The following is a 13,027-nucleotide window of genomic DNA, read 5'->3' as shown; positions in this document are numbered from 1 at the left end:
TCGACCATCGAAACTTACTTAACTCGTTGATTACCAAAGAGTTTTCCGTTTCGACTGCGCCGGAAGTGGGGCGAATTATAGAGATCTGAAATCTGCCGTCAACCACTGATTTGATATTTCTATAAAGAATTCCTGAAATACCCAAAACCGCCCCTTTCTACTTATATAGAGAAGGCCATAACAGGCAAATGGAGGACACTGAGCAATAAGGGATGCAAAAGAGGGAAATCGGAGACTGCGAAGAAAATGGTGTCCCAGGGCAGGTTCGAACTGCCAACCTTCCCCTTAGGAGGGGCTAGAGTTTTAGTATCAATGAATTCCAGCCGACTCTAGATCCCCAGTAAACCCCAAGATTACTGGGTTTATCTAATAGGATTGGCGTCATAGAGAATCGCTCAAACGCATTGAATGTCACTAGAAGTAGTTGCTAAAGTAGTTACAAGTAGTGACTCAGCGGAGCGTCGCAGATGGCAGGGAACACGCAAGACAAGAGAGTAAACGATCAAAAGCTTAGAAGCCTCAAGGACGGCGAAACGCTTACCGAGAGCTTGCTCGGAAGGGGGTCTGGCTCGATCCTATTCAGAAGGCAGGTCTCTGTCACAACAGCGCTCTATCGCTACAGTATTCAGAAAAAATCAAAGTACCACACCATTGGGCCTTACAAATCGACGCCCTCCTCTACTGGCCTCACGCTTGCCGAGATACGCGAAAAAGCTCGTTATCTTGTCGATCTGCATAACGCTTATGGCGACATCAAAGCTCACTTGACCAGAGAGGCGTCAGACGTAGCAGCCCGCCTCGAAGCTGAACGTATCGCTACTGAAAACGATGCCAAACAGGGATCATTTGCAGACCTGCTGAACTGGTACGTGAATGACATGCGGCGTCGAGGGAGGATGAAAGCTGATCAAGTGGAGGGGATGTTTAAGCGTCATGTGCTTTCAAATTTTCCCGACATGGCCCGCAAGCCTGCAAAAGAAATCACCTACAAGAACATCGCTCAGATTCTGCGCATTGTGCGTGATTCGAAGCCAGCGAAACGTGGGAAGGGAAACAGCACCCTTCCGCCCGAAACAAGCATGCGATCTACCACTGACTCCGTGCATACCTACCTGAGCGCGGCATTCCAGGCAGCAATGAAAAGCATGGAGTCAATTGAGATTGACGAGGATGACATCCAGGCCTCCGATTTCGGGATCACATTCAATCCTGCCGCAGCTGTAAAGCCGCTTAGCAACGTCTATAAGGGCGAAACAGAGTCCCTTGAGCAGCTAGAAATGTCAGCACTGCTCCAGCACCTGGACATGCTCGACGAAAGAAAGAAAGCAATCGCCTTGTCAGCGCTTTATCTTGGCGGTCAGCGGCTGAAGATGCTTATGGATGCCAGGTGGGAAGATATAGATGATGACGGCATGCTTATGTATGACCGCAAGGGTCGGGAGGAGCCTCTACTGCACTTCCTGCCCCTTACTCCACGCGTTCGAGAAATCATGACTCCGCTTCTTGATGTGAGAACCAGCCCAGATGGCCCATTCGCATTGACCAAGAACCTGGTTCGCGCTGATTACACCAGCAAAATTTTCATCGAGGCCGGGGTCACGCTGAGCGAACAGGACATCACCAGCAAGTTCACTTGGCAGAACGTCAGGGCAACATGCGAAACCTTGATGGCTGGCATCGGTATCAGCGAGGACTGGAGAGCACATCTGCTTTCACACGGGCGAAGCGGTGTTCAATCCAAATTCTATGACCGCAATGCGTACTTGAGCGAGAAAACGCAGGCCCTGGAATCTTGGGGTAAATACCTCGACGAGCTTCGAGATGGCAAGACTAGGAAGGGAATCAAGGTGCTTAAGCTATCTGAGCTGCGCGGGAAGCAAGCTAAGAAATGAAACTCGGTCGGTGTCAGAGAAAAGCTCTTGACATCGCCCCCATTGACATTTAGGGCAGGAACAGTTATTATGTGATTTAATAAGTCAATAGGAGGCAAAATGAATGTAATCTCTGATCGTTTTTTGAGCATAAAAGTAGCAGCCGAGATCCTGGGGGTTTCAAAATCGACTATCCATAGGATGGAAAAGGCAGGGATTTTGCCGCCAAAAACGAAGCTCACTCACAAGACCGTGGGATGGAAAGCGAGCACGTTGAATCAGTGGATGGCGACAAATTTGTAGCTAAAGAAGGAGGTCACATGACCACCGACTTATCGTAGAAGGCACCTAAATAGGTGCCTTTTTCCTTCTGGGCTTTTAGCTTTTCGCAACAACAGTACCGGAAACACCAACTCCTATTGCTGCACCAGCACCGGTTACTACTGCCGTACCAACAGCCATTCCAACACCACTAGCTGCAACCGCCTCCCCCTAGTGCTGCGAGAGACGAATTTGTCAGAGCTGCACCAGAAAGCGTACTGATTGCTGTGCCAGTACTTGCTGCGTCCAGGATACCCGCGGCCCCCGCTGTTGACGCGATGGTCGGAGCAGCGTAAGCGTCTGCCGAACACACCTTCAGAGTCCCCAGATTAAGGGCGATGGTCTCCACCTAAAAGTACGTGGACACCATCGCCCTAAATTCAAGGAACACCATTTGTCAGCACACCTCTTACCCCAAACCCTTCAAGGCTCAGGTCGTTCAGGAATGCCTGCAACCAGGGGTAACCCTGCGCTCAAGAATGAGGATTATAGAGAATTATAGAGCGACTATAGAGCGACTATAGAATGCAGTCCAAATGCCGATGCACCACCGGCAACCACCAGCCTAAACAGCTGGATCTTCAGTTGAAAGTGTATTTGACGGGTCGCGGTAGAGACGGCAGTTACCTGCCGCCCCCCGCACAGATCCGTACGTGCGGAACTACCGCATACGGCTCCTGATTCGGGTATGTGACGCGAAGCGATCCTCAGGGTAAGGATGTGCATTTCTAGGTCTAGGTATGTAGAGGTCGGCAAGGCGTCCGTAGCGTGACCATTGAAGCCTATTACGCTGGCTGCGCCGTTTGAGGGCTTGCCGCCATAGACGGCAGACCGCTGAACGAAAACCACCAAGACGTATCAGGTTTCCCGGCACCGCGTGGTAATTGAAGTAGCCCCTGACCACCCGAGTAAGCCATTGCCCTTGAGCCCGGATGGGCTCATGACGTCGGCGCTTCAGCTCATCCCGAATAGCCAGCAGCGTCGCACGCATTCGCTTCTTGACCGTCAGTCGCAGTATTTGAAAACCACCGCTTCTGTTGGTACTGCAACAGTGCGTGAAGCCCAGGAAGTCAAACGTCTCCGGTTTACCTAACCCTCGCTTCCTACGATTTCTCGCAGCAAAACGACCAAACTCAATCAGCCGTGTCTTCGAGGCGTTGAGGGATAAACCGAACCTGGCCAAGCGCTCCTGCAACTGCACCAGAAATTGCTGAGCCTGCCATTGCGTCCTGAAACCCACCACGCTGTCGTCCGCGTAGCGCACAACAATCACATCGCCACGGGCATGCCGCTGGCGCCACTGCCTTGCCCACAGATCCAGCATGTAGTGAAGATAGATATTCGCCAACAATGGCGATATCACTGCGCCTTGGGGAGTCCCCTTGGTCGCAACCACCCTACGACCATCCTCCATAACACCCGCTTGGAGCCATTTGCAGATAAGCCCGAGCAGGCGCCGATCTGCAATCCGGTGTCCCAGAAACATCAGCATCCATTCATGGTCGATCTCATCAAAGAACGACGTGATATCCGCATCCAATATCCAGTTCACCTTCTGGCCCTTCAGCGCGACCGCCAACGCATCCAGCGCATCATGCTGGCTGCGTCCCGGCCGAAACCCGTACGAGAATCCCAGAAAGTCCTCTTCATAGATCGCATTCAGAACGGTAACGACTGCCTGCTGTACGATCTTGTCCTCCAGAGAGGCAATGCCCAACGGGCGTTGCCTGCCATCGGCTTTGGGAATGTAGACCCGCCGCGATGGCGTTGCCCGATAGGCTCCACTGTGGAGCCTTGCGTGCAAATCGGTTACCCGCTGGAGAAGACCTTCCTCATATTCTCGCCACGACATGCCGTCCACGCCCACCGCTGCATCGCGGCGTAGGGCATAGAAGCTCTGCGCCAATAACTGCGGTGTGATGTGGTGCAGCAATGCCGTGAACTGCGTACCCTTGTTCCTTCGGGCTGCTTCACGTACACCTTCAAGTCCCATCGACGCGCAACTGATCCGGCTCAGTGTCCGGGGCGCGGGGGGCGTGTCGGTGTTTCCCTTGGCTACGTCCCTTTCCTCCACTATCTCCGCCGGGCCAGGCCCTTTGTTCGATGGCTTCTTAGGTACTACGGACGTATCCGACTTCTCAGCGACGTGAACAGCAGGGTTACGGCTTTTGGCCTTTCCTGCTCCGCCCGGTGCTTGCGCACTGGGCGCCGCTGAGATCTCCCAGTTTCTGTGCGGAGGACTTCCCGACGTGCACAGGGTCTCCGACCGCGCGGGATCAGAGCATGACTGGCGTATAACGCCATGCTCCGTGTTGCCTTCTGCTTCGCTTAACAGCATCGGCATCCCGAAATCCTGATTACGCGGCTCAATGGCTGGCCCATCGGTTTCCCCTGTCAACGCTTCACCCTGCACCTCACGGTGCAACGTGCATGACTCGGGGCCTGGTTGATTCGCCATTTCTTACCAGTATCGAACTTTCATCGACTATCCTCCGCCAGCTTTAACTGGCGCTCTAAGCGTCCGGCGAACTCACCTTCCGAACGCCAGCATTAAGGGCGATGGTGTCCGCGTATTTTTAAGCGGACGCGATCACCCTTATCGCCAGGATTTCCATGCGCCAACGAAGCTCCTATCCAAAACCATTCAAAGCCAAAGTCGCTCAGGAATGCCTGCAACCTGGCGCAACCGTGTCCAGTGTCGCCATCAGCTACGGCATCAACGCCAATGTCATCCGCAAATGGGTGCCGCTTTATCGAGACCAGCCCGCCCCAACTTCGCTACCGGCCTTTGTGCCACTGATGCCTATCTCAAAGATGTGCTGACACGGTTGCCGACACAGCGAGCCAGTGAGATCGGGTAATTGCTACCGAATCAATGGATGCCGGCCTGCTGAATAATGAATCGCCCCGAAGCAGAAGCTTGGAGCGATTCAGATTACAGTCCTAGGCGGGCGGACTCAGGTGCAGCAAGGGTAAGCGGCGGCCCTCGCCATACAGCGGAGAACGACCTGTTTGAACAAAACCGTTATGTAAATAGAACCCTACCGCTTCGGGGTTCTGTACATTCACATCATCACTCATCTGACCGGCATTACGAATGCCAGCGCCCAACGAACCATCTAGAGCTGCATTACAGCGAGCGCTCTGCGCAGGGGCTCGTCGGATATCTGGATAGGGCCGTGAAATGGCACATCCATGTCCAATACAAGGCAGACAGAGCCCGCGATGAGCAATGACGAGATGATGAACATTCCAATCACCATCGAGTTTTGGGGAGCGCGATATCCAAAACTGGCGAATATGAGTGTCAACCAAGCAACCAGCATCCCAATCAAAGGGCCTGGAATCGCTCCCTCTGACTGCTCGACGATCCTCCAGCGTTGTTCAATGAGCGAGTGATATTGCTGACGGATATCCTGAAGCATCGTTTCATGGAAGCGATCCGGGGGCTTGATGCTGGTCAAGGACTTGCCTATGTCATCCAGGTATTTAGCTGCTTCGCTGTTGCGATGCTGCAATGCCTCGTCACCTCGATACGGGTTCTCGATAGCGTGCTCAAGATAGGTGATCAGACGGTTGCGCGTGTCTTGTGTCGCATCTCCATAGCCTCGCAGCGTCCGGTCAAAAATAATCAGGCTGGTTGCATACCCATGGAAGTTTGCATCAATGGACTCGAAGGTGTTCTTGGCAGAGTTGATCATCAGACCAAACACCAGCGATGTCATGACCACAAAAATGTTGGCTACCAGGCGAATGACGGTGTTGGTGTCGTCATCCCTGTGGTGGGATGCCAGCTTAGGGTACCAATGCATCATGAAAAGCGAAGCAGCAACCAGGGAACCGAAAATGGCCAGTGCGATCCAGAGAGAGTTCATGCATCGGCGCCCTGAAAAAGTTGAGTCAAGTCTTGAAGAATAGACTGTCGTGTGCCCTCGATGTTTTCCTCTTCAGATATAGGTTTGGCATATGAGAAATGATCAGATAACGGGTCGTAAACCGGCGTTGGTACAGGGCCGGTAGGTGAGGCAAGCTGCCATCGAAACTGGAGTAGGGCAAAGATTCGCAAGTTGTGTTTACCGTCCGCTTACATTTGACGGACGCTTACGGAGAAACGGCAAGAGCAACACAACCGGTTGCTACGGTCGCCGCTACCACGGGCACAGTTTTTCCAGGGTTCTCAGAGATCGCATCCACAACATCGCCCACAAGGCCAGCAGCAACACCTGGTGGACCAAAAAAGAACTCGTCCAACGCGCTGAAAAGCCCCACTACACTCACTCCTAGACCGACACCTGCACCAAACAATGGCAGCGCGGTAGAAATCGAGGAGGTCTTATGACTACCGGATTATGAAAAGGCACCTATCTAGGTGCCTTAATTTATGGCCAAGAGAGCGCCTTGAGATCTTTCGTTAACTGATCGATGGCCTGACCATCATCCGTAATCTTGCTCAAGTACCAGCCTTCGCACAGGGCGTCATACCTCTCTTGGAAGGCATCATCCTTCTCGGCCTTGGGAGCATGCTTTTCATAGAGGGCCACCAGCGGCTCAAGCTTTGCCGGATAGCGAGATGCGAGCACTCGCACGCGGGTCGATTGGCAGCCTGCTTTGTGCAAACGATCATCAAGGGATTTGGCCACTTTCATGCCTCCTTCTATCAAGGTCAGTTGCGGACGGATGGAAATCCCAGTTTTCTCAGTGAACCGGCGGAAGGCCTCGGATTTGTAGCCATCGGAAAGCTCGACCAACCTGTCGTAATGGCGGCTTTGGGCTCTCGGGTAGATCCAGAGATGCCTCATCACCATACCAAGAGACACGTAGTTGATGTTAAGCACATCTCCCTTGATCGCAGCTCTTGATATGCCTCCAGAGCACGCAGCGCATTGTGCGGCAATGCGCATATCCATGTATTTGGGTTGCTCACGCCATTCCTTGGTTTTCCGTGTAAGGGTATCAAAGTTGTCATCCAGGCTAATGAAGCCCAGTTTCACGCCTTCCGCAAACGCGAAGATCTCAACACCAATTTCCATGGTTGCTGCGATTACCGCCCGCCGCTTGATGCCGCCGACAGCGGCGCCCAGGTCACTTGTCCAAAACAACCGTTGGTTCAGTGTGCCGGTTTCGTAAAGCTTCAGCATGGCTTCACCAAAGGTGGCGCCGTCAGGGATCAATCCGTCTTTACCACAAAGATTGTTGATCCATTTTGACCAGTCCACGTTGGGCATGAATTTGCTGAGGAAGGCGTAAATGGCGTTAGGTTCACCTGCTTTTTCGGGGTTTGCGGCTTTAACGCTTTGCTCCCAGAACCAGGTCATGAAAGACAACGGCAGGCTTTGCTTGGTGCCCCGGTCGGCAGCGATGTGTGCATCATAGAGGCGTTTGGCTGCTTCATAGCTCATCTTGGGGTAAAGCTGTTCGCGGTAGTCACCAAAACCGACTTCACCATTCATGAGCATCTCGATGACGGTTTTTTCGTCAGTGTGATTGACCATCCGATGGTTGGCAGGCCGGAGCTTGAATTTGCTCTTGAGATTCAGCACTTCATTGAGCTTTTTATACCAGTCCATGGCCATATCGGGATCACCCTTATCGCCTCCAGCTGGAATGCCCAATTCCTTCATGATGTCTTCGACAGTTTTCTCCAGGGCTTCCTGTTCTTCAGGCGTGCGTTCACGATGTTTCTCATGCATTTTTGCCCGAAAAATCTTGTCGAGTACGACATCGATAGCTGCTGCCATGCCCCCAATCGCAAGCGCATAGCCCAACGAAAGATTGTCTATCTCAGTACTTGGGAGACGCTTGACTGGCGTGGTGGTCCTGATTTCTTCCCATGAGCTGACCAGCTCGCTGCCTCCGATAGCGGCGAGGCGTTTAGCAATATCGGGATTCATGCGACACCACTTTTTTTCGTTTCAGGAAAGCGTGTGCTTACAATTTTCTCGATCTGGACCTGATTCAAACCGTGCTTTTTCAGAAGAACTGTCAGCTCAACCGCATTTGACGGATTTTCGGTCGAGATGGCGGTGACGATTTTCTCCATGCGCGTGGCTTCAAGCTCGAACGCTTTGAGCACGGCTTCAAGATCATGAGCCCGTCGCTCAGCTACATCCTTGAGCTTTTCCTTCTCATCTTTGTCTTTGAAGCCTCTTGATACCCACCCAACGCCGGCACCAATTGCTGCACCGACTAATACCAGAGCAGCTCCTATAGCCTTGCCTGATCCTGACATGCTTTTATCCATCCAGCCCAGAAGATGATCGACATTATAGTGGCTCTATGCCATGTCAACTATGAGAGATACGGCTTACCTGCCGAACTGGCATAACTCTTTAATCTCGAAATCATCGTCAAAAAGCCTATCCTGCCGGTGCCTATCGCGTAGACAGAGGAACACGTACTTGAAGCAGCTCAGACAGAGCCTCAGGCTGCACTGCTCACCTAGACTTCACCCCGTACCAGGCCAGCGATTGCCGGAATTTCGCAGACCTGGCAGCACTCGGGCTTCCCTTCCTCTATTGCTGCCAATCGGCCCGGTTCGGACATGATCACCCTCCTCTTCTTCCTTTTGCTTAAAGTTGCCCCAACCCATGGCTTTTTCGAATCCGCCTCTTTAATGTTCCATCCGCCGAAGTTACTGATCAACTGGCGAATTGACTTCAGACTTACAATGCAAACCCGCGTTGCTGCGCGACGACTGCCTAGCCGGATGAGCGTAGAACGGGTGGTCGGATGTTGATGACTGGGTGGTCGGAATGGCGTGGAATGCGCAACCAGACTCAGGGCTGAAGTTTCATCCCGCGTCGGGCAAACGTGTTGGCACGTGAGCAAATGCTGGCGAATGCTGGCGAATGCTGGCGAACTGAACCCAATCACAATCGTCACCAACGTGCGAAGCGCAACCCAATACGTTCGTGGACACATTTTTTCATGCGCGCCTAACAAAGAACAAACCGGTAGGGATAAAGGAGCTGGCCGCCCGTCTTTCCGGGCTGTCAGAATCATGAAATTATTATTGGCCAGTTCATCTAATTATACACAACTTATCGATATAACTCTCTCAACACAATTCCGACAATCAAATAATCACTAGATTGTTATATTCCCAGAATCGTTAACGATGCTATCGTATCCTTGAACACCAAAGAGACCAAGAAGAACCTCTGCCTTCCTGTCCAGAGAAATATCTCCAACCCACCTCATCAACCCACGCACATACTCCTTTCGAATCTCCTTGATTGATGCTGTCTCTAGAAAAGCCTGACCAGCAGCGAGCACACTATCAACCATAATTCTCTCGTAACCAAGCAATTCGTCAAGAGAAAGGAAAGGACTCACTACAGAGAAATCAATCCCCTCATCCAGAGAACACACTTTCATGAAAGCAATATCAATATTTGAATTTTTAGAACTCATAAAACCCCTTAAAATTAGATCAACCAAATTAACTTCAGAAACAAACATGCCAACCCGCTGGATAAATTCCGATGCAACGCAGCGGGTTATTTTGAAATCAAACAACTCCTAAACACATAAAAAAACGTCAATATGATTGACGCTTTATGGGGGATATATAAGGGGGAACTGAAAAACATTAACCATCATCGTTACTGCCTATTACACTGCAATGACGATGATGACTATGATTAAATCAACAGCCCTTTGCCCCCCTGCCTATACAGCACCTCCCTACCGCTCCCTTCCTTCACCAGCACCCCAGCCTTAACCAGTTCTTTAAGTTTTCTATCAGCCGCTGACTCAGCACGCCCCATTTGATCCTTGAAGTACAAAAGCATATCCTTTCTGCTCCGGTGGCTCGCATCACCGAAAAGAACCTTAAAATCGATTGTTTTCTCCTCAACTTTTATTTCTTCAGTCAGGCGCCTGAATCCTATTCCATTCGATATAAGTCGTATCTCCTCAAGATCAGGAACACTCCTAACCGAAAACTGTAGTGTGTTTCTCTTGCCTATTTTAGCAATCGATATAACCCCATCAACTTCAGCATGGATTGCTGAAGCTCCTCGAATCCCTCTCGCCCCAGCATTTCGCGCGAACACCTCCTTTCGCGAGTGATGCACAACCACATGCGTTCTCTTCGAGCTTATATCTCGAATCGCACGCATCACCTTGCTCATTTCAACATTGTTATTCTCTTCTGCCACTGTCATACGTTTCATTACGTCCCAAATAACAATATCCGGATTCACTTCCATGATCAGCTTCTTTAAATACTCTGCACACTTAATATCCAGAACATCAACTCCAGACCACTCACTGACCACGAGAAGATTTCCGTCACATTGCAACATCCTAGTTTCGTCACCTGCGAAGAACTCAAGCGCACGCCGCCCCATCACCCTGCGAGACAATTCAAAATTGAAGTACAAAACTTTATTTTTCCGCCTAGCTCTAAAACCTACAAAATCAGCCCCCTCTGCCGCAGCAATTGCCATCTGCAAAGCAAACCTTGATTTCCCAGCCTTAGGTTCGCCTGTTATAAGCCACTGATGACCATTATCTCGGTCATCCTCAACAAGCCCATCGAACAGCCAGTTAATCGGTCTCAGAGCATCTTCTAGTAGCAGTGAAACATTTGACCTAGCCATAACCTCGCAAAAACCAACGTCAAACTTCATAATTCCTCCAGACAGCCGAGAGCCGAGAGCCTCGCCGAAAGAGATACGCACAATATTCAGTGATTATTTTTCCAGAGCCAGCAAGCTTAGATTTACAGAGCAAGCAGTACAGCAGCGCATCAATTTAAACGCAAAACAAAGTAAACTCTCGACTCAAATTTCACCCTTGGGGCTTACCTAGCACCATAATAACAATTACAAACCTGTCAACTTATTTTTAACAATTAAGCGCCAGACACGCCCAAGTCCTTCACATTCGAAAAAATTAATTTTGAAAACTAAAAAGAAATTAAATTAGACGTATTGACAACTTTAAAACCGTTATTATGATGAGCAACATCAACAACAAAGGAGCAACACATGTTTAAATCAGAAATCGAAATTACTTTTGACAACTTCAAAGCGATGAATGCTATAGCGCTAGCCGCATTCGGGGAGTACGACTGGAACGTATCAAACACCGTCACAACACTCTCCTACGTAGGCGATGACGTAATTGAATTCATGAATGCTTGCATTCAAACCACTATTGAGCATGCCGGCCAAAAGCTTGTCATTGACTCCACGGGGTCAAGAGAGGTTTTCTGCTCCGAGCTTGGTCATTATGAGTTTCAACACCAACCCTTCAACCTTGTATTTTCTCAGAATAATGGATCAAAACTATCGAAAGATGAATTCTTCAGCATGCATCCGGATCTACTACTCGATAACGACTCACTCAATTGTGATGCAATAACAATTTTTTCATTGCTTCCTTGCGTAGGAGAGAAAGCGAAGAAATTTAAGGGAGATATCGCAATCCAATGAAAATGAACCGGGAGGTGAAGAAATGTGAGCCACACCGCATTTCTTTATGTTCCATTTATGCCCTGATAGATCGTTCAAAAGTCATTATTTCCGCTACAGACATAGCACAAGCGCCTACCATACACCTGCTTGCCTGCTTGCCTGCTTGCTGCCTGCCTGCCTGCCTGCCTGCCTGCCTGCCTGCCTGCCTGCCTGCCTGCCTGCCTGCCTGCCTGCCTGCCTGCCTGCTCCCGGTCTTCACTTGCCCGCTCCAAGCCTCTCCCGCTACCTCACTCTCACTTCTTCGGGCTAGAGGCTCACGCACGGCTCGATAGCCTGGGTAACCCGTCCTCATTGACTCAGCAATGATCTACATAATATACTACTAATTATATTTTGTCAAGTGAATTCACATGATGAACAATCTGTCAAGCAATAAACCTCAAGGTCGTCCACGACTTGATCCGTTTGAAAGGCAGCGTCGATTGGTAGCTCGCCTCTTCGAGAACTGCGCTGACCTGGAGCTTCAGCTCTCTGAGGAGTCAGGTCATGATATCGCTGAAGATGCCGAAGGTATTTTGCTACTGAGCACATTCAACCAACGAATGGATCTTGCACGCGTTGTGGCGGCGCATGAGCATGCGGGATGTTCAGCAGAAGCGAAATCTATTCGCCAGAAGCTCAATCTCTTCCGCCCTCTCGGCTTCACAGAAGAAGCCTGGAACGCCCTCCCCGACTCCGAAAAGCGGCTTGCTCCAGGCAAACCAAAAATGCCTAAAGAGCTAGAACTAGCCCGAATCGAGATTGAGCGAGACGAAGAGCTTCAAACGCTTCGGAGCATGGAGGCTGAGGCCGGTGAAGTGCAATCAGATATCGAGACCCTCCGTGCGATGCACGGCAATACCCAAATCGGCCGCCCAGGAAAAGACATCCTGGGCATGCTCGACAAACAGATGCACACTGCCTTTTACAAACGCCGCGACCTCGCTCGCCAATACGAGGGTCAGGATCAAGTCCAAGTGTCCGTCATGGGCCGGCCAAAAAAGACGCACGAAGAACGTTATGCGTACTTCACAAACATCATCGATCACTGCCGCAGCCAGATCTCCGAAGGCGAAAACAGACTCAACCTCGTTCATCTCCAGTTGCGCTACTTGAAACGCCTACGTGATCGTGCCACCCGAACCCGCCTACAGATTAAGACAGCCCTAGGCCCCGCCCTTGTGACCCTCAAAAAGGATCTAGCAGCCCTCGAAGATCAGCTAGGCATTGAAGCAGGTCTTCTCAGTGATTTTCAGGACAACTACATTACAATGTCGAGCAGTCAGATCGAGACCCTCCGCAACTCTGTAGCAAAGAAAATCAAGGCATTTGATTCACGCGAATTCACCAGCACAAACACATAATAATTGG

At 50.7% G+C, this 13,027-nt stretch carries 11 protein-coding genes and 1 pseudogene; 5 read left to right on the top strand and 7 right to left on the bottom strand.

Features of this window, described 5'->3' with window-relative positions; all coding sequences use genetic code 11:
- Window positions 1-467 precede the first annotated feature (467 nt).
- Window positions 468-1,892, top strand: a complete 1,425-nt coding sequence (locus tag K9857_RS15165; protein WP_224537070.1) for a tyrosine-type recombinase/integrase — start codon at window positions 468-470, stop codon at window positions 1,890-1,892.
- 99 nt (window positions 1,893-1,991) lie between these two features.
- Entirely contained in the window at window positions 1,992-2,174 is a 183-nt protein-coding gene (locus tag K9857_RS30545) for a helix-turn-helix transcriptional regulator (RefSeq protein ID WP_208665522.1), read from the top strand.
- A 679-nt stretch (window positions 2,175-2,853) separates the two neighbouring features.
- Here K9857_RS30545 and ltrA read toward each other — a convergent pair.
- Window positions 2,854-4,536, bottom strand: coding sequence for a group II intron reverse transcriptase/maturase (gene ltrA, locus K9857_RS15155; protein ID WP_411961571.1), 1,683 nt, complete (start codon window positions 4,534-4,536; stop codon window positions 2,854-2,856).
- A 269-nt stretch (window positions 4,537-4,805) separates the two neighbouring features.
- Here ltrA and K9857_RS15150 point away from each other — a divergent pair, with 269 nt between their 5' ends.
- Entirely contained in the window at window positions 4,806-5,015 is a 210-nt protein-coding gene (locus K9857_RS15150; protein WP_224537068.1) for a transposase, read from the top strand.
- Between the two features lie 120 nt (window positions 5,016-5,135).
- Here K9857_RS15150 and K9857_RS15145 read toward each other — a convergent pair.
- The 6 genes and pseudogenes from K9857_RS15145 to K9857_RS15120 form a co-directional block, all read right to left on the bottom strand.
- Window positions 5,136-5,273 (bottom strand): annotated as a pseudogene (locus K9857_RS15145) (GNAT family N-acetyltransferase); the annotation flags it as partial.
- Between the two features lie 38 nt (window positions 5,274-5,311).
- Window positions 5,312-6,067, bottom strand: a complete 756-nt coding sequence (locus K9857_RS15140) for a hypothetical protein (RefSeq protein WP_224537066.1) — start codon at window positions 6,065-6,067, stop codon at window positions 5,312-5,314.
- 504 nt (window positions 6,068-6,571) lie between these two features.
- Window positions 6,572-8,083 carry a hypothetical protein gene (locus tag K9857_RS15135; RefSeq protein ID WP_224537064.1) on the bottom strand — a complete coding sequence of 504 codons (1,512 nt, stop codon included), beginning with the start codon at window positions 8,081-8,083 and terminating at the stop codon, window positions 6,572-6,574.
- Complete coding sequence (locus tag K9857_RS15130) at window positions 8,080-8,421, bottom strand: hypothetical protein (protein WP_224537063.1); 342 nt, start codon at window positions 8,419-8,421, stop codon at window positions 8,080-8,082. The genes K9857_RS15135 and K9857_RS15130 overlap by 4 nt, the downstream gene beginning before the upstream one ends.
- Before the next feature lie 857 nt (window positions 8,422-9,278).
- Entirely contained in the window at window positions 9,279-9,710 is a 432-nt protein-coding gene (locus K9857_RS15125; RefSeq protein WP_224537061.1) for a hypothetical protein, read from the bottom strand.
- Window positions 9,711-9,835: 125 nt separating this feature from the next.
- A complete protein-coding gene (locus K9857_RS15120; protein ID WP_224537059.1) occupies window positions 9,836-10,828 on the bottom strand; it encodes an AAA family ATPase in 993 nt (330 codons plus the stop codon).
- A 360-nt stretch (window positions 10,829-11,188) separates the two neighbouring features.
- Here K9857_RS15120 and K9857_RS15115 point away from each other — a divergent pair, with 360 nt between their 5' ends.
- Both K9857_RS15115 and K9857_RS15110 read left to right on the top strand, forming a co-directional pair.
- Window positions 11,189-11,635 carry a hypothetical protein gene (locus tag K9857_RS15115; protein ID WP_224537057.1) on the top strand — a complete coding sequence of 149 codons (447 nt, stop codon included), beginning with the start codon at window positions 11,189-11,191 and terminating at the stop codon, window positions 11,633-11,635.
- 392 nt (window positions 11,636-12,027) lie between these two features.
- Window positions 12,028-13,020 (top strand): hypothetical protein, encoded by a 993-nt coding sequence (locus K9857_RS15110; RefSeq protein ID WP_224537056.1) that lies wholly within the window; start codon window positions 12,028-12,030, stop codon window positions 13,018-13,020.
- The last annotated feature ends 7 nt before the right edge of the window (window positions 13,021-13,027 follow it).

Origin of the sequence: Pseudomonas sp. REP124 (assembly GCF_020164475.1) — a bacterium.
GTDB lineage: Bacteria > Pseudomonadota > Gammaproteobacteria > Pseudomonadales > Pseudomonadaceae > Aquipseudomonas.
The sequence above is the reverse complement of the archived record's forward strand: the minus strand, read 5'-3'. Positions and strand labels throughout refer to the sequence as shown.